The sequence below is a fragment of the Gordonia sp. VNK1 genome, from assembly GCF_040049135.1.
GTDB classification, from domain to species: Bacteria; Actinomycetota; Actinomycetes; order Mycobacteriales; family Mycobacteriaceae; genus Gordonia; species Gordonia oleivorans.
Window position 1 is genome coordinate 177569 of sequence record NZ_JBDZDJ010000002.1, and the last position, 17622, is coordinate 195190.

General features: G+C 68.2%; 12 protein-coding genes. 3 read left to right on the plus strand and 9 right to left on the minus strand.

The window, feature by feature from the left end; translation table 11 throughout:
* The first annotated feature begins 114 nt into the window (after window positions 1-114).
* Complete coding sequence (locus ABLE94_RS02820) at window positions 115-1005, plus strand: SGNH/GDSL hydrolase family protein (RefSeq protein WP_348808015.1); 891 nt, start codon at window positions 115-117, stop codon at window positions 1003-1005.
* A gap of 30 nt (window positions 1006-1035) precedes the next feature.
* Here the strand turns inward: ABLE94_RS02820 and ABLE94_RS02825 are convergent, their stop codons facing one another.
* The 7 genes from ABLE94_RS02825 to ABLE94_RS02855 form a co-directional block, all read right to left on the minus strand.
* Window positions 1036-3945: an acyltransferase family protein gene (locus ABLE94_RS02825; RefSeq protein ID WP_348808016.1), complete on the minus strand. Its 2910-nt coding sequence runs from the start codon at window positions 3943-3945 to the stop codon at window positions 1036-1038.
* A 182-nt stretch (window positions 3946-4127) separates the two neighbouring features.
* Window positions 4128-7088, minus strand: coding sequence for an acyltransferase family protein (locus ABLE94_RS02830; RefSeq protein ID WP_348808017.1), 2961 nt, complete (start codon window positions 7086-7088; stop codon window positions 4128-4130).
* 230 nt (window positions 7089-7318) lie between these two features.
* Window positions 7319-8137, minus strand: a complete 819-nt coding sequence (locus tag ABLE94_RS02835) for an SGNH/GDSL hydrolase family protein (protein WP_348804182.1) — start codon at window positions 8135-8137, stop codon at window positions 7319-7321.
* Window positions 8138-8291: 154 nt separating this feature from the next.
* Window positions 8292-8867 (minus strand): RCC1 domain-containing protein, encoded by a 576-nt coding sequence (locus ABLE94_RS02840; RefSeq protein ID WP_348808018.1) that lies wholly within the window; start codon window positions 8865-8867, stop codon window positions 8292-8294.
* A gap of 69 nt (window positions 8868-8936) precedes the next feature.
* Window positions 8937-10388 (minus strand): protein kinase domain-containing protein, encoded by a 1452-nt coding sequence (locus ABLE94_RS02845; protein WP_348808019.1) that lies wholly within the window; start codon window positions 10386-10388, stop codon window positions 8937-8939.
* A gap of 70 nt (window positions 10389-10458) precedes the next feature.
* Window positions 10459-12966, minus strand: coding sequence for a protein kinase domain-containing protein (locus ABLE94_RS02850; RefSeq protein WP_348808020.1), 2508 nt, complete (start codon window positions 12964-12966; stop codon window positions 10459-10461).
* A 142-nt stretch (window positions 12967-13108) separates the two neighbouring features.
* Entirely contained in the window at window positions 13109-14023 is a 915-nt protein-coding gene (locus tag ABLE94_RS02855) for a YfaP family protein (RefSeq protein WP_348804179.1), read from the minus strand.
* Between the two features lie 814 nt (window positions 14024-14837).
* On the opposite strand from ABLE94_RS02855, the gene ABLE94_RS02860 reads away from it, so the two are divergent.
* Together ABLE94_RS02860 and ABLE94_RS02865 are read left to right on the plus strand one after the other, a co-directional pair.
* Window positions 14838-15224 carry a helix-turn-helix domain-containing protein gene (locus ABLE94_RS02860; protein ID WP_348804178.1) on the plus strand — a complete coding sequence of 129 codons (387 nt, stop codon included), beginning with the start codon at window positions 14838-14840 and terminating at the stop codon, window positions 15222-15224.
* The gene (locus tag ABLE94_RS02865; protein WP_348804177.1) at window positions 15224-15742 is read left to right on the plus strand and encodes a hypothetical protein; all 519 of its coding nucleotides are present in this window, start codon (window positions 15224-15226) and stop codon (window positions 15740-15742) included. Before ABLE94_RS02860 ends, ABLE94_RS02865 begins: the two co-directional genes overlap by 1 nt.
* 215 nt (window positions 15743-15957) lie before the next feature.
* Here the strand turns inward: ABLE94_RS02865 and ABLE94_RS02870 are convergent, their stop codons facing one another.
* Both ABLE94_RS02870 and ABLE94_RS02875 read right to left on the minus strand, forming a co-directional pair.
* Entirely contained in the window at window positions 15958-17040 is a 1083-nt protein-coding gene (locus ABLE94_RS02870; RefSeq protein WP_348804176.1) for a zinc-binding dehydrogenase, read from the minus strand.
* The gene (locus ABLE94_RS02875; protein WP_348808021.1) at window positions 17040-17609 is read right to left on the minus strand and encodes a 2,4'-dihydroxyacetophenone dioxygenase family protein; all 570 of its coding nucleotides are present in this window, start codon (window positions 17607-17609) and stop codon (window positions 17040-17042) included. Before ABLE94_RS02875 ends, ABLE94_RS02870 begins: the two co-directional genes overlap by 1 nt.
* Window positions 17610-17622: the final 13 nt, after the last annotated feature.

Genomic DNA, 17622 nt, shown 5'->3' on the forward strand with positions numbered 1-17622 from the left:
CGGGCTCGGGCGTCCCGGTTCCGTCCGGTCCGGATCTCCTCGGTTCTTGACCAACTCGTAGCCCGCCAGGTGTTGCGACAGAAGTGACTGGTGTAGTTCAGTGTGACTGTTGTGATGAAATTTTTCCGTTCTCAGTTCACTCGTCACCGGATCATCGCCAGGGGTGGTCTCGGTGCGATCGGTGCCGGCGTCGCGCTGGCCGTGCTCGGCACCGGACCTGCCGGCGCCGAGCCGCTCGATGACCTCTCCGGGATTCTCACCCAGCTGCCGAGCGGGTCGTCGACGACGGATCTGCCGGGTCTGCAGGATCTGCCGGGCGTGGTCGACGGGCTCCTCGGGACCCTGCAGGGAACCACGCCGGAGGGAATCACACAGCGGGGCGAGGGCACCTCACGGTGTACGACGGTGATCCAGATCGGTGACTCGACATCGGTGGCCGCCGACAATGCGGCGATGCTGCCCACCGCCGGGGACACCGCGACCGCGCAATACCGCCGGATCGGTGCCACCAAGGTCACGGTCGACGCGGTGAGCGGCCGGGCCGTCGTGGGCGGACCGTCACCCGACGCCGAACACGCCGTCGCATCGCGTCTCGCCGCCGGTGAGCGCGGATGCTGGGTCATCGCGATGGGTGTCAACGATGCCGGTGCCATCGCCGGTGGCGGGATCGGGGCCGCCGAACGGATCGATCGCATCATGACGCAACTGCAGGGCCAGCCGGTGCTGTGGCCGACGGTGACCTCATCCCACCCGAGCAACCAGGCCTTCGGTGCGGCCGCGATGGCCACCTTCAACACCGCGCTGCGCGATGCGACCACCCGATACGGCAATCTCGCCGTCTACGACTGGGCCGGACACGCCGGTGCCGACGACTTCGGTGGCGACGGTATCCACTACACCGCGGCCGGAACCGCCGAGCGCAACCGCGGGTTCGCCGATGCCTTGTCGGTCGCTTATCCACCCGGTGCGGGCGCCACCCCGTCGACCCGGTGGGTGACCGGCTGACCGGTCGGCGGGTCCGGGCGTCGACCGGACTCAGATCGGGCAGGAGATCGAGCGATCCCGCTGCCCGGTGACCGCCTGACGTAGACCGGCGGTCACGGCGTCGGCATACATCCAGGTGCCCGGCCCGATCGGGTGGACGTCGTCGGGCCCGAGATTCTCCGGGTGCGCGGCGGCCGCCTGGCACCACGGCGCGAGGAAGACGTCGGCGTGTCGCGGTGCGTAGCGCAGGACCTGTTGCGCCGCCTGGGGGATGCCGTCGACGGGACCGAACGGAACCAGCAGGATGATCTTGTGGCCGGGCCCGATCTCTTTCAGGATGCGGTCGAGTTGACCGTCGAACGCCTGCCCGTTGGTGCCGAATCCGAGGACCACGTACTTGCGTAGCGCTCGGGTGGCGGCGAGATTCTGGATGACGCCCTCGCCGCCGGAATAGTGGCGGGAGACCTGCGCGTCGATGTAGATCCCGGGGAATCGGGCGATCAGGGCCTGCGACGAGGCGAGCATCACCGAGTCGCCGATGCCGGTGATGTCCCGACCGGCCGGCAGGGTCGGGGCGACAGGCGTCGGACGCGGTGGAGGTTGTTGCTGTGCAACAAGATTCGCTTGTTGCTGGAGTCGGGCGAGCTCTTCGAGTTGGGTCTCCAACTGCGACTTGGCCGGGCTGGTCCCCAGGGACACGCCGGCGAAGAGCACCACGGCCATCGACGCGGCCATCGCGGCGGCGAGGGACGGAACGCGTTCCGACGAACCGAGGCCGGCAAGCACGCCACGGAAACCGCGGCGTCGGAACGGTGTCTCGATCCAGCGGTAGGACATCTCGGACAGGACCAGGGTGACCACGCCGGCGAGGATGCCGATCGCCCAGTCGGGCCACGCCTCGTGGGCGCGGGCGTTGCCGCCGTCGAGCCATTGCCGCAGGAACACCACGACCGGCCAATGCCACAGGTACAGGCTGAACGACCGCTCGCCCAGCCACCGCAGGACCCGGATGCGCAGCAACGCCGCCACCGGTCCGGTGTCGCGGATGGCGTTGTGGACGACACAGGCGGTGAGGATGCTCGCCGCCACCAGGCCGCCGCGATAGGTGATCGGCGCCGTGTCGGGAAGCGTGAACAACAGGACGACGAGTCCGACAAAGGCCAACGGTGCGAGGGTCCACCCGATCACGGTCGCCGCACGGGCACCGACCCGTCGCGGCCACGAGTCGTGGGCGTCGGCGTCGGGTGTGGTGACCAGCAGCGCCAGCACCACGCCGATGAGCAGCCCGAAGGAGTGGGTGTCGCTGCCGAAGTAGACGCGGCTCGGGTCGGTGCTCGGGTCGTAGAGCAGCACCATCGCCGCCACCGACGCCGACGCGAGGCCGGCCGCGACCACCGCCATGGTGCGCAGCCGTGTCCGCAGTCGAGCGCGCCGGAGCAGCCACAGCATCGCGATGAACGCCAACGGCCAGACGAGGTAGAACTGCTCCTCGATTGCCAGCGACCAATAGTGCATGAAGATCTGCGGTGAGGTGTCGGCGAAGTAGCTGTGCGACTGGGCGATCTGTACCCAGTTGTTGACGAAGAACGCCGACCCGAGGAACTGATTGACCAGTGCGACGGCGACGTCACCGCCCATCAGGCCGGCGACCGCCGTGCAGATCACCAGGACGGTGATCGCCGCGGGCAGGATGCGTCGCGCTCGCCGTTGCCAGAACCGCGACAGGGAGGTGGCGTGGGTGGCGCCGCGCTCGCGCACCAACAGCGAGGTGATGAGGAACCCGGACAGGACGAAGAAGATGTCGACGCCGAGATATCCACCGGGCATCGCGGGTCCGTAGAAGTGATACACGGCCACCGACAGCACCGCGATACCCCGCAGACCGTCGAGGGCGAGCGCATGCCGGATGCGACCCGGCGCCACGGGGGTGGGCGGGGCCGGCTCGGTCTCGGCGGCGACGGCCGCGGCGGGTGTGGCCGGCTCGTCGACGTGGACGGGGAAGGGTTCGGTGGCGGCGTCGGCTTCCACGGCGGTGGCGGCGAGCGGCGAGTCCGGGACGGGCGTGTCCGGTCGGGCACCGAGGGGCGGCATCAACTCTCGGCGTCGCTGTCGCATCATCGGGATCGGCGCCGGGATCGGGGCCAGGTCGTCGGCTGGTTCGGCGACGTTTCCGACCCGGGAATCCGAGGCGTCGACCTCGGCCTCGTCGGCGGCCTCGTCGGCCTCGTCGGCGGTGATGTCGTCGGTGATGTGGTCGGCGGTGATGTGGTCGTCGTCGGTGGCCTCGGCGGCGACTGCGAGCATCGGGACTTCCACCCGAGCATCCGTCTCGGGGCCGGTGTCGTCGGCCGGGGTTTCATCCGAGTCGGCGTCGGCGTCGGCGTCGGCGTCGGTGTGAGTGTCGGCGTGGTCGTCGGCGACGTCGCTCCCGGGCGTGGACAGCTCGCCCTGAGAATCATCGTGGGCGCAACGATCGGCCGGATCACTCGCAGGCGTTGCCGCGTCCGGATCGCCTACCGACGGCGCTGTGTCGGGGACCCCGATGGCGTCGTCGCGTTCGAGCGTCGGTGCTGATTCCGCGTCGGTGGTGGGCGACGCGGTGGTGTCCGGCTCGGTGGTGTCAGGTTCGGTGGCGTCCGGCTCGGTGGTGGGCGCCGGATCGTCGGCAGTCGTGAAATCGACTGCCGGGTCCGACTCATCGTCGTCGACGAGCGACGTCGATGGGACCGGCGGCGGGGGATATCCGCTGATGGCGGGTCCGACACCGGCTCCGACGAGCTCATGGGCCTGTTCGGCGGCGGGAGCGGTGACGACCGGCTCCGAGGTGCCGGTGACCGTGGCGGCCTCGGTGCGCCGGGCCAGATGACGTGCCTGTACGCCGGTCAACCAGGACACGAGACGATTGACCACGGTGAGCAGGGCGAGCAGGAAATCGTTGATGGGTGTGGCCCCCGGGGACACGTCGGCGTTGGGTGGTTCGAGACGAGGGTTGGTTCGCGGCAGCGGCCGGTCAAAGTGTAGACCGCTGCGACCTTCGCGACATCATCGGCTTCCGGCCCTGTCGATCACGCGGGGGACAGGCCCCGTTCATGGGTGATCCTAATGGGGGACAGTGGGTTTCGCTCGCGACGCAACCCGGTGGGTCAGCCCTGGCGGGGCGGCGTTGCGGTCTGCGGGCTGGTCGGTGCGGGACGCGGTGTCGGCGACGGCGGGATCGTCTGCACGCCCGACGACTCGAGTAGGCATCCCTGAGGCGGTGCGTCGGTGGCCGGGAACACCGACGCCAAGGCGATCGAGAATCGGTAGGCGCGCTGGATGTAGCCGGCCGGGGTGTAGTGGATGCCGTCGCTGAACCAGTCGGGACGCGCCTCGGCGGCCCAGTTGTACAGACGCAGGTTCGGGTAGCGCTTGCAGGCGCGGAGCAGCGCCTTGTTGAACCGCTGCATGGCGGCATTGTTGTACGCCGGATTCTGGTTCAACGGGCTGGTGATCACCGTCGGCCAGAGCACCTGCTCGTCTTTCAGGGGGCCGAGCAGCCGGTCGATGCGCATGTCGACCGGTCCCTGGCCGCCGACCTCCACATTGGCGGTGTCGTTGATTCCCATCGCCATCACCCAGCAGCCACGTTCGCCGCGCGCCAGGTGACCCTGGATCGCGGTCACCGCGTTCGGCTCGCCGTTGACCAGTTCGAGGCTCGACCGGGCGCCCTGGATGTCGGTGATGACGTTCTTCGCACCGACTGCCCGGTACCGTCCGGCGATCCGGTCGGCGGGGTTGGGCAGGTTGTCGGGGTCGTTCATACCGATCGATGTCGAGTCACCGATGTGGATCACCGTCGTGCAGCTGGTGCGGCGTTGGGTGACCGGCAGCAGTGGCCCGGCCGGTCGGGTCGACGGCGTCGTCGGGAGATCCTCGGCCAGGGACGCATTGTCCAGCGAATCCGGGGTGTCGGCATGCAGTCCGCCGAGCGCGACGAGTCCGCCGACCGCCAGCGCGGCGACCACGACGATCGAGATGATCAGATGCGACTGCCGGCGACGTCGCCGCAGACTCGGTGTCGACGGAGCCGGGCCGTGCGGACCATGCGGCGGCTGACCGGGTCGGGGTGGCGCGACCGGGATGCGGGCGGTCTCGGCGTCGGCCGGGGAGGCCGGGCTTTCGTGAACCGGGCTCTCGTGAACCGGGCTTTCGAGAACGGGGGCGTCGTTCACCGGCTGCTCGTTCGCCACGAAATCGGTGGCGTCCAGCGCGGCCTCCACGTCGATGGCGACCGGGATCTGGACCGTGTCGGCGTCGGTCGGTCCGACCGCGGGTGTCGGTTCGGAACCGCCGAGGGTTTCGCCGGTGTCAGACGGGGCGTGATCGGCCGCGCTGCTCGGCTCACTGCTCATCGAGTCCGGGGTGTCGACAACCCGCATGATGGGAATCTCGATCGTGGCATCGTCATCGACGGCTGCGTCATCGACGGTCGCGGTCTCCTCGAGGTCCGCATCGGCGGCGGCGCGGGCCACCGGAATCTCGGCGGTGGCGTCGTCGTCCGTTGGTGCTTCGTCTGCCGGTGCGTCGGGTTCGGCCTTGGTGAGCGAGACGGCCGGGGTTTCGACGGTCTCGGTGGCCGAGAGGTAGCCCTCGTCGAGTGCGGCTTCGACGTCGATGGGCATGTCCGCGGACGAGAGCGTTTCGACCTCCATCGGATCGGGTGCCTCGGCCGGTGTGGGGTCTCCGGTGGGTGAGTTCTCGCCGGTGCTGACGTCGGCCGGTTCGGGCGCGGTGTCGCCGGGCACGCCGAGTTGCCAGCCCGACGTCGCCGGGACCGTCTCCGGTGCGGTCGACGACGTGGCCTGCGCGAGGGGACCGGCGGTGTCCGGGGTCACGATCTCCGGTGTCGCGGTCTGCGCCGCGCGGGCTTCGACGCGCTGCTGGAGGGCGTCCAGCCATCCGGTGAAGCGGGTGGTGAGGGCGATCAACCAGGCCAGGAAGTGGTTCATGAGTGTGTCTTCTGGATCGCGGGGAGTGGTGAAGGCCTTGCGGAAACCCTGACGTCGGATCGGGTCCTCGACGTACCGCCAGGACAGTGACGACAGGATCAGCGTCGTGACGACGACGATGATGCCGGTGGTCACGGGTTTCTCGGACCGGAAGGTCGCCGGCATGAACGCGATGATCGGCATGTGCCAGAGGTAGATGCCGTAGGAGCGTTCACCGATCCATCGCAGTGGTGGGATCGCCAGCACCGTCGCGACCAGCGATTCCGGTACCACCGTGGCGATGAGGACCGCGACCGTTGCGATCGACAGGAGCGCGATGACGTTCTGATACAGCGACAGCGATCCGTCGGGGGTGGTCGCGATCAGGTAGACCATCAGACCCAGTCCGGCCAGTGCGAACACGTCGATGGTGCAGCGCTGATTGTGGCTGACCGTCCGGGCGCGGGCCGGCCACCAGAACGCCAACGCCGCTCCGAGGAGGAGTCCGCCGGCGCGGGTGTCGGTGCCCTCGTAGGCGCGGGTGTTGTCGAAGCCGGCGTGCGCCACGCCGTTGAGCAGCAGGAACGAGACCAGCGCCAGGGCGAGGATCACCAGGGTGACCCAGATCCGCTTCTTGAAGACCAGCAGGAGCAGCCCCAGGAGCAGCGGCCAGAACAGGTAGAACTGCTCCTCGATCGACAGCGACCAGAGGTGATCGAACGGGCCCGGTCCGCTGAACCTGTCGAAGTAGGAGTCCGACGATCCGATGTTGTACCAGTTGTTGACGTAGAACAGGGCCGAGAGCGCCTGCCAGGAGAACTTCGCGAGTTTGTCGGGCATCGCGATCGCGGCCGCGATCAGCGAGGTGCCCAGGACGAGCAACACCGCCGGGATGAGTCGGCGCGCACGTGCGAGCCAGAAACGTTTGAGTTCGAAGCCGCCGGTGCGTGCCCGCGTCGCCAGCAACAGCGACGTGATCAGGAATCCACTGAGGGTGAAGAACACCCCGACGCCCAGCAGTCCGCTGGAGAATCCCGGGACGTGGAGGTGGTAGAGCACGACGAAGCCGACCGCGAGCGCGCGGAGGCCGTCGAGTGCGGGGAGGTACGTGGACCCCTTGTGGGTGGGACGTGGCATACGGGCAGACTGCGGCTTCGTTCTGGAGGCGGGCGGGGGTGACAACTGTGTCCAGGTGCGCCGAAAGGGTGCACCAGCCGATCAGTGTAGCCATGTCCGCCGACAATTCCACAGCGCCGTCACGGGACTGTCGTCCGGACGGGTGAAGGTCTGTCCGATTCGCGAAATCAGAGTGTGTCACAAAGGTTTTCGATGCGGAGGTCCTTTGCATCCGCAAGGGTCTCGAGGACTCAGCCCGCGACCCATTTCACCGTCGGTGTGGCACCTGTTCCGGGAGGGAAAGCGGTGGCCAGCGCGTCGGCGAAGCGACGGTTGCGTTCGGCGGTACCGGCGGCGGTGTAGTGGATGCCGTCGGCGAACCAGCCCGGCTGGGCGACCGCCGCCCAGTCGTAGACGGCCAGGTTCGCATACCGCACCGACGCCCGACGCAACGCATTGTTGAACGACGTCATCGCCGCGGCGTCGTAGGCCTGATTGCTCGGGTCGGAGGTGGCGACCGTCGGCCACAGCACCGGCCGGCCCTGGAGCTGACCCATGATGCGGTCGATTCGTGCATCGGCGTCCACCGAACTGCCGACCGCGATGTTGGCGGCGTCATTGACACCCATCGCGATCACCCAGCAGCCCTGCTGTCCCTTGGCCAGATGGGCGGCCACGGCGTCGTCGGCGTTCGGGCGTCCGTTGAGCTTCTCCACGATCGAGCGGCCACCGTCGGCGTCGAGCTCGACCGTCGTCGCACCCACGCGCTTGTACTGTGCCGAGAGGGTGTCGGCGGCGGTGGGGACGTGGGAGGTGTCATCGACGCCGACCGAGGTGGAGTCACCGATCTGGATGACCGAGGTGCAACGTGTGGTTCCGGGTGCGCCGTCGGGGCGCAGCAGATCGCCCAGCCCGGGGATCGCGGGGAGCAGATCCTGAAGCCCACCGAGCTCCGACGACGAGTTGGGCAGTTGCCCGGCGATAGCGCCGGCGATGTCGTCGATCGGGTCGGCCGAGGCCGTTCCCGCTCCGAGGAAGGCGATGGCCGCCGACGCGCCGAGCGTGGCCACGCCGATACGACGCAGGGTCCGGCGGCGACGATAGCCGCCGACTGTGGGGCGAGGTCTGAAAACTTTAGTCACAATAGTCCCACTGAACTACATCAGTCACTTATGTTGCAATTCGAGGGGGGCTACAGGTTGATCACGAATGGATGATCCCGCGTCAGGAGAAGGTGACCTTCGTCGGCGTCCGTACGGAGTCGGTGGTTCCGTTGCCGATCTCGCCGTAGCTGTTGAGTCCCCAGCAGTAGATGTCGTCGTCGGCGATGGCGCAGGAGGTTCCGCTGGTGATCGACACCGCTGTCACATTCTTCAGACCCGGGACATCGGCGGGGGTCAGCTGATCGTCGAAGCCTCGCGGCCCGCGGGAGTCTCCCCAGCACTTGAGGGTTCGTGCGGTGGTGATCGCGCAGGTCGCCCCGTAGCCGGTCACGACCGACAAGGTGTCCGGCAACACCGTCACCGGGGTGAGCCGAGTGGTCGTCGTGCCGTCGCCGATGGCCCCGGACGTGTTGTCCCCCCAGCAATACGCGGCATCGTCGGATCGGCGCGCACAGGTCGTCCCGTCGTCGAAGGTGTCGCCGGACGATATCGCCGCCGGATAGGTGAAATCCTTCACCGGGGTCGGGGTGAGCCTGTTGACCCGCGTGCCGTCGCCGATCTGTCCCTGCTCGTTGTGTCCGAAGCAGTACGCGTCGCTGTCGGCGATGGCGCACGTCGTCTCGTCGCCCACGGACACATCGGTGACCGATTGCAGTGACTCGACCTTGGTGGGTGCGGTGCGCGCGGTCGTGGTGCCGTCGCCGAGTTACCCCTCGGTGTTGGTGCCCCAGCAGTACAGGAAGCTGCCGGCGATGGCGCAGAAACTCGACCCGTTGGTGGAGATGTCGGTGACGTCGCTGATGCCCGGGACCTTGGTGGGGGTCCGGATGTTGTCCAGGGTTCCCCAGCAATACGCCTCACCGGAGGCCACCGCGCAGACGCTGCTGCCGCTGGCCGAGATGTCGGTGACATCGGTGATGCCGACCACCTTGGTGGGCGTCGTCTGGTTGCTGTTGGAGCCGTCGCCCAACTGGCCGTGATCGTTCTGTCCCCAGCAGTACGCCTCCCGGTCCCGGATGGCGCAGGACACGAAGACCCCGACGGAGATGTCGGTGAACGACGGAGCGGCCACCGCGTCCACCGGCGACGAATCGGACCGGTGCGTCGCCCACACGGTGGCGGCCACGGCGAGGACGGCCACCACGATCAGGGCGGCCGCCGCCAGGAGCCAGTTGCGTCGACGATGCGGCGACCGGTCACGCGATTCGACGGTCGGGGCGTTGCCGTCGATCAGACCGGGTGCGGGTGCATCGGGTACGGGCGACGCGGCCACCGATGCGCCGAAGGTGCCCGAGGTGAGTGGGACGGAGTCGGCTGCGGGACCCTGACCGGACGAGGCGGCCAGGACCGTGGTGAGTTCGCCGGCGAGGGCGGCGCAGTCGGGGTAGCGCTGCGTCGGGTCTTTGGCCAGGGCCCGCTCGAAGATCGGGTCGAGGGCCGCGAGGTCCGGACGCAGGGTCGAGATCGGCGGCGCGGGTTTGGCGAGCAGGGCAGCCATCATGGCCGACGGGGTGGGCGCGTCGAAAGGCGCACGGCCGGTGAGGAGTTCGTAGATGGTGCAGGCCAGCGAGTACTGATCGGATGCCGGTCCGGCGGGGTGGCCGTCGATGATCTCGGGCGCGGCGTAGGCGAGTGTGCCGATGAACGCGTGGGTGGCGGTCATCCGGGTAGAGTCGGCGAGTTTGGCGATGCCGAAATCGAGCAGGACGACCTGGTCGATGCTGCCGTCGGGTTCGCGGGTGCAGATGATGTTGGCGGGTTTGATGTCGCGATGGATGACCTGGTGGCGGTGGGCGTAATCCAGCGCGGCCGACGCCCGGGTGGCGATGGTGGCGACATCGGTGTCGGGTAGCCCGCCGTGGGTCAGGTCGGTGCCGTCGACGTAGGTCATGGTGAACCACGGGGCGTCGTCGGTGACGCCGTAGTGGTGGATGGCGACGATCCCGGGATGGTTCAGCATCGCCACCGTGCGGGCCTCGTTGACGAAGCGCTGGTGGAACTCGGTGTTGTCGCTGACGGACAGGGAGATGATCTTGAGGGCTTCGCGGCGCAGCAGGTGCGGGTGCTCGACGAGATACACCGCCCCCATGCCGCCGGAACCCAGTTTGTCCAGGACGTGGTAGCCCGCGAAGGAGCTGCCGATCTCCAGTTGCGCCATCTCTACCGGATCCCCTCAGTCCGCACCACCGGCGAGGGCCGCACCACCGAGCGCAGCGTGTCGGCCCGCATCAGAACGCGACCTCGGTCGGCGACTCGATGTAGTCGGCGGAACCGATACCGGCCTCACCGTCCTGGTTGTAGCCCCAGCAGTACACCGACTCCTCGGTGGCGGCGCAGGTCGTCGCGGCCGCCGTCGTCACCGCTGTCGCCGTTCCGGTGATGCCGGTGACCTTGGTCGGTGTCAGCAGGTACCCGCGCGGGTCCTTCACCGCCGCGTTGCTGTTGTTGTTGCCCCAGCAATACGGTGCGTCGTCGGTGGTGGCGCAGATGGTCTGGCCTCCCAGGGCGACGCTGCGGACATTCGATATCCCGGCCACCTGTGTCGGCACGCGCGTGAGTCGTCGTGTCCCGTCGCCGATCTGGCCGTAGGTGTTGTTGCCCCAGCACCACAGGGCGGCGTCGCTGACCGCGCACGTGGTGCCGACCGCCGTGGCGACGTCGGTCGCCGACGACACGTTCGGAATACGGACCGGGGACCGCTGATCGGTCATCGTGCCGTCGCCCAACTGGCCCTGCCGATTGTCGCCCCAGCAGTACACGTCCCCCGGGCGGGTCAACGCGCAGGTCTGGGCGGAATCGGTGGTCATCGCGGTGACATCGGAGATGCCCCGGACCTTGGTCGGGACATTGCTGGGGTCGGTGGTGCCGTTGCCGATCTGGCCATGGGTGTTGGCGCCCCAGCAGTACGCGCCGCCGTCGGCGACCGCGCAGACCGTCGACGTCGTGGCAATGTCGTTGCCCGACAGGCTGACGTCGGAGCCGACCGTGACCGATGTGACGTGGGTCAGACCCCGGACCTTGGTCGGGGTCGGGTGGTCGGTAACGCTGCCGTCACCGAGTTGGCCGTCGGCGTTGCCGCCCCAGCAGTACAGTGAACCGTCGGCCACCGCGCACACCGACGTCCAGCCCACCGCGATGGCGGTGACGTTGGTCAGTCCCTCGACCTTCACCGGCGTCATCGCCGGTGAGGTGGCACCGGTCCCGAGTTTGCCGTCCGCCGCATCACCCCAGCAGTAGGCCTGCTTGTCGCGGATGGTGCACGTGGTGCCGTGTCCGGTCGACAGCGTCGTGGCCGTCACCTGGGTCAGGTCACCGGAGCCGTCGCCGAGGACCAGCAGGGTGGCGCCCACGGCGATGGCCGCGACGAGCACCGCGGCCAGGACGCCGAGGCCGATCGCCAGTGCGCGTCGCGGCCGACGGCGCGGCGTGGGTGTGGCGGCGTCGGGGTTCGGTGCCGTCGGGGCTGCGCTGCCGGGATAGGTGTGGCCGAGACGCTCCGGGCCGGGTGAGCGGTCGGCGGGCGGGGGTAGCGCCTCGGGCGAGGTCGTCCCCGATGGTGTCGCCGCAGCGGCGAAGAGGGCTTGCGACGACGCGGAGGTCGGCGGCGGTTCGCTCGCCGGCGGCGCGGTCGCGGGCGTACGCGGAGGTTCGGTGAACGCCGACGGCACCGGTGGTGGAGGCGTCGTGTCGGTGGGCACCAGCGTGGGAGGCGACGCGGCAGGACCGGTCGGCGGAGTGATGGTTGCCCCTGATACGGCGCCCGGCGCCGTGGAGGCCGGCTCCGTGATGTGTCTCGGTGCGGGCGCGGATGGCGGTGGCACGAGTGCCGCCTCCGGCGTGGGCGCGGGTGCGGGCGTCGATGACTGGCCACGTCCACGCAGAGACGGTGCCGCCTCGGGTGCAACGGAAGGCGCCGCCGCGCCGGAACCGCCGAGTACCGCAGCGACACTGGCGACGAACGACCGGCAGTCCGGATAGCGGCGGGTGGGTGCCTTGTCGAGGGCGTGCCCGAACACCCGGTCGGCGGCAGCGAGGTCGGGCCGGTGGGTGCTCAGCGGCGGTGCCGGCCGATGGAGGTGGCCGTCGATCACCTCCGCATCCGATGATCCGATGAAAGGTGCTGTACCCGTGAGCAATTGGTAGAGGATGCAGGCGAGTGAGTACTGGTCGGAGGCCGGGCCGGCGGTCTGCCCGCCGATGACCTCCGGTGCCGTGTAGATCGCGGTTCCCGCCAGCGGATCGAGTGTGGGACGTCCGGTGAGGCCGATCACGCCGAGGTCGAGCAGGACGGCGCTGCCGGGCGACCCGGCCGCGACGTCGGAGGCGAGCAGGATCTGATTCGGCGCGAGGTCCCCGTGGACCAGGTGACGACGGTGGGCATGGTCGAGGGCGTCGGCGATCAGGTCTGCGATCGCGAGCGCCTGCGCGTCGGTCCGTCGGTCGCCGGTGAGGAGATGGCCGTCGACGTAACGGCTGGTCAGCCACGCCCGGCCGGCGTCGACGCCGAACTGCAGGACTCCGGCCAGGCCGGGATGGATGACACCCTGCATCGCTCGTGCCCGGTGGGCGAACTGCGACGGCGCCTCCGGGGTGCGGGTGTCGATTGCGAGAATCCGCAAGACCTCACGCCGCGGCGGTGCGGAGTGGTCGGCGATGAACACCTGGCCGAGGGCGTCGGCGCGGATGGGCGCGACGAGTCGGTAGCCGCCGACAGTCCCGCCCGTGCTCGCGTTCAACCAGACCCCCTTTGGTGCGCCATCCGCGATGTCGACGTCACGATACCCAACCGATGTCGCGGATTTCCCGGGTGGTCATTCGACCGCACTGTCGCAGACGGCACGTCCGCGCGTCGACGCGGCGTGCGGGACGGAGTGTGGTTCAGCCGACCTGGAAGGTGGTGACCTCGTGGATCTCGGAGGTGTCGGCGGTCCGGTTCGGGGTCGAGAGATTGCCCGTATAGGTCTGCGGTGCCTGCCCACCCACGCTGACCGTCACCACGTAGTTCGTCGAGGACGTGCCGCACGACGCGTACAGGTTGACGTACACCGTGTAGGTGCCCGACGCGGCCTGCGGGTAGGTGATGTTCTCGTTGCGCTTGCCGTCGATATCGCAGTCGGCGTTGGAGTCGAGATCGAGTTCACCGCCGCTCGACGAGGTCTTCTCGTTGAAGTAGATCTTGCTGCCCGACGGCTCGACGAGGATCAGGTCCAGGTCGCTGTCGACGTCCCAGGACGCGGTCACCTGCACGGCACCGGTGCCCACCTTGATGGCCTTGACCTCCTGGCGTACCAACGGTCCCTGATTGCCGGATGCGTCGACGCCGGCGAAGTAGAAGGCGAAGTCCTCCGACGGCAAAGTCTGTGCCAAGGTCATCACCACCGACGCGTTGGAGGTGGCCGACCCCAGTTTCACCTCGGTGTATCCCGGTGCCGGCGCTCCGGTGGGCTGCCCGTTGCGCTTGGCCTCCAGAGCGATGCGCATCGACTGGATCGGCGCCGTCGAGGTGGTGTCCTGCAGCAACGAACCACCGTTGACGGCGGTGACGTTGTCCCGGAGCGTCAGCTTGGGGCCCGCGTCGTCGCCGCCGCTCAGGGTGCCGGTGACCGTCGACGAACTCGCCCCGGAATCGTTGATCGCGGTGACGCCGGTGACGAAGCCGTCGATGGCGGGCCCGGCCGCGACGGGCGTACCACTCACCGAGCATGCGGTCGTCAGGCCGACGATGACGGAAAGAACTGCGACCACGATCCGGGCGTGGCGACCCCGGCCACGACGTGTCTGTGCGGACTCCATGCAGATGATTAAAGACACCTGAGACCGATTTCGCGAGGGTAATGGTCCGACGTGGCGTGTTTGCCGTGGCTTCGGGCTCGCGCCGGTTCATTCGGGCGGGGGACGTGGGGATCGCCAGGACACGGGACGTCGGCCGACTGTCACACCTCGGCGTTACCGTGCGACTGTGACGAGGACGCGCGGAACTCGGTGGGCTCTTCGGTGGTCGGATCGCCCCGGTGGTGAGCGAGTGATGTCGTGATTCGTCGAGGGGCACCCTCGCGAGCGGAAGCTGGGTACTGCGAATGGCGCACCACTGACCCGTACGAGGCGGTCAGAGCGACCCTCGAGGCGGAGCGGAACCCCGCCGATCCCGACGACGAAACTCCATTCGAAGTCGACGCGCTCGAGTTGCTCGATGCGTTGATGGAGGCCGCGACCGTAGACGGTCTCGGGGAGGCGGACTACGACGCTCCGATCGGGGAACGGATCCATCGACTCAACAAACCGTGGCTGGGCGAACTCAGGCGACCGGGATCGCGCGGCGAAGCGAGCGCGGCAGCCGCGAGTACCGCCTCTATTTCGCTGAGCCGGAGATCGACAGAGTCTTGCTTGCGGCCTTTCTGGGGTTCAAGACGGCACGTGAGATGCGCGAGCGCGTCGGCCGTGGTGCGACACCGAGGTCCAGCGACAAGCAGACCAAACATGTGCGTCAGGCGATGGACGTCGTCGTGAGATGGTGCCGGGACCGTGACCTGCTATTTCGCACTCTCTGACGGACACATGGTGCACACTGTGCAACACTGGCGACATCGAACGGATCAAAGGAGTGCGCATGATCTTGTCGGTCAAGCGGCTTGCAGCACGGCGCTCTGCTCGGGCCGAGGTCCAGTTCAAGCGCGAGTTGGTGGAAGCTCGTGAGGCAGCCGGACTCAGCCAGCGCCGACTGGCCGCATTGATGGGCGTCGACCACAGCACCGTGTCCAGGATGGAACGCCTGGACAGTAACCCGCGGCTGTCCGATATCCGCCAGTACCTCACACAGTGCAAAGCGGCTCTCGATATGCGGGTGGTGCATTGCAGTGAGATCGAGGCGGAGTACGAGCAGAGTCTGGTGCGCGGATTCATGCCCTCGAACCGGCTGCTCTACGACGCGGAGGACGGGTTTGTCGACGAATCGTCAGACGTCGTGCGCCCGCGACGAGTGGGCAAGTTCGCGTGATGGGTTCTCTCCAGGATCGGGTAACCGGCGCGAATATTCGTTGGCATTGCCGTTCGGTCATTCGTCGGTGGGCCGACGACAACACCCCCGCGCCCTTCGGCACGGAGTTCATCGTGGTCACTGCCGAGGATGACCAGCCGGACGGAGTCAGCGTCGCACTGTCTGTCAAGACCTCCGACAAGGGCGACGGTCGGGACCATCCGACTGTGCGAGTTCGGGGTGCTGTTCAGGTCGTCGACGATCAGATGGTGTCACTGCAGGACTGTGAGGTGCGATTCCATCTGGGCAACGACAGCAGTGCGCCCGCCGAGCACGAATTACGCGACATGCTGACCGGCTGGGGAGCCGAGTATCTCTTCGGGTACCTACGGGGAGCGGTCGCCGACTCGGCGCGTTCGGTCGGGCTCGCTGCGCCGGTACTGCCGACAATGGCCTACATGAACCTGGACGAACAGCAGATCGACGCCCTGATCGTCGGAGCGTGGGAGCGTACAGACGGCGAGGTCGACACGCTGTAGTAGTCACGGCCCGCTTGGCTTGTCACTTTCGGTGCGATGCCAGGGTCAAGGCACCCGGCGCGAAGAGTGTGATCGCTTTGCTGTGCAGACTCGCATTCGGTCGGCAGACCTCAGATCACCGTTCGCCTCCACCCGCCGCATGTGTGCAGGGGCGCAAAGCGTGTCCGTACCGTCGCCTGAGTCGCGACGGTACGGACACGACTGGCCCGATGTGCTCAGCGGGTCGGATCGACGAGAATCTTCGCGTCGTGCGGGTTGGTTCGCAGACGTTCGAAGGCATCGGCGACGCCGTCGAGCCCGACGGTGTCGCTCAGCAGCGGCGCGACGTCGAAGTCGCCGGCCGCGAGATGGGCGAAGGTCTCGGCGAACTCCACCGGGCTGTAGTACAGCGAGAACTGAATGTCGAGTTCCTTCAGGATCCCGTGGCCGGGTTCGAAGCTGTCGGAGCCCATCGCGATCCCGACGACCACGATGCGCGAGCCGGCCGGAATGCCGGAGATGATCTGCTGGATCAGTCCCGGCGCGCCGACGCACTCGAAGGCAACGGTGGGACGCAGCGGCAGTTGCCCGAGGACTGCGGTCGGAGCGGCCATCCGGGCCTGGTCATCGGTGGCCGCCGCAGCGTGCAGCGCTTCGTACGGAGACTGCTCGGCCGGGTCGACGACGATGTCGGCACCGAGGCGGGTTGCCAGTGCACGTCGCTCCGGCGAGAAGTCGGCCGCGACGATCGGGCCGATGCCCTTCATCTTCAGAACCGCGATCACGGTGAGGCCGATGGGGCCGCAACCGACGACGAGCGGCACCGTGTTCTCGGTGACGCCGGCGTGGTTCACCGCGCGATAGGCGACCGCCAGCGGTTCGGTCAGAGCGGCGATGTCGGTGTCGACGTGGTCGGGGACCTGGATCAGCAGCGGCTCGCTGAGCACCATCTTTTCCGCATAGGCCCCGGGGGCCTCGGCTCCGGCGAAGCCCAGCATGACCGGCTGCTCGCGCCGCAGGATCGGCATCGACACGACGCGCGCTCCGACGGGGATGTTCTGCTGGGTGTCGGGACCGTAGGCGGACACCCGGGCGACGAACTCGTGACCGAACACCACCGGCCTGGACAAATCGAGCAGTTCGACGCCCGCCGCGCCGTGGGTGGCCTTGTTGAATTCGGGGCCGTGAGCCGCGCAGTGCAGGTCACTGCCGCAGATACCGCAGGCCAGCACGTCGACGAGCACCTCACCCGGGCCGGGTGTGGGTTCAGCGATCTCGGTGACCGTCAGTCGGGAATCCTGCATACCCACCGCGCGCATCAGACCTCCTCGACGGTGTAGCCGGCGAAGCCACCGGTGATGTAGTTGATCGGGCCGAGATCCTGGGCTTCGGACAGGGCGCCGGTGGGGTGCGCGATGAGGGCGGCGTCGAGGACGGAGTGGAAGCTGCCGTCCTCGTTGAAGTTGACGTTGGCGCCGGTGATGGAGAAGAGCACGACGGTGTCTTCGGTGTTGGTCGCCGGGCAGGTCAGGCTGTGGGCGGAGGCGCCGGGCTCGTACAGGTAGGACCCGGCGGTCTGCGGCTGGTCGGGGTACTCGGAGTAGTACCAGCAGCCCGAAAGGGTGTATCCGTCGACGGTGCCGGTGTGATAGTGCGGCGGGATCGAGGTACCGGGCGCGAAAGTGGCCAGCACGACCCACTCGCCGCGTTCGAGATCCAGGCGCAGTGGCTTGAAGTGCACGCCCGGTCCGAGGGAGTCGCGGATCAGCGGGCTCTGCTCGGTGTTGACGGTCAGCAGTTCACCCTGGGGCAAAGGCATGACGGGCAGCAGGGCGCCGGACATGGTGGTGGCGGGCCCGGGAACCGGGCGGGTGGTGGGAGCAGTCATTGTGGTGTTCCTT

Coding starts and splice junctions, on each gene's coding strand:
- ABLE94_RS02820 (WP_348808015.1), top strand. CDS start 115: ATGAAATTTTTCCGTTCTCAGTTCACTCGTCACCGGATCATCGCCAGG.
- ABLE94_RS02830 (WP_348808017.1), bottom strand. CDS start 7,088: ATGCCACGTCCCACCCACAAGGGGTCCACGTACCTCCCCGCACTCGAC.
- ABLE94_RS02845 (WP_348808019.1), bottom strand. CDS start 10,388: ATGGCGCAACTGGAGATCGGCAGCTCCTTCGCGGGCTACCACGTCCTG.
- ABLE94_RS02855 (WP_348804179.1), bottom strand. CDS start 14,023: ATGGAGTCCGCACAGACACGTCGTGGCCGGGGTCGCCACGCCCGGATC.
- ABLE94_RS02860 (WP_348804178.1), top strand. CDS start 14,838: ATGATCTTGTCGGTCAAGCGGCTTGCAGCACGGCGCTCTGCTCGGGCC.
- ABLE94_RS02865 (WP_348804177.1), top strand. CDS start 15,224: ATGGGTTCTCTCCAGGATCGGGTAACCGGCGCGAATATTCGTTGGCAT.
- ABLE94_RS02870 (WP_348804176.1), bottom strand. CDS start 17,040: ATGCGCGCGGTGGGTATGCAGGATTCCCGACTGACGGTCACCGAGATC.
- ABLE94_RS02875 (WP_348808021.1), bottom strand. CDS start 17,609: ATGACTGCTCCCACCACCCGCCCGGTTCCCGGGCCCGCCACCACCATG.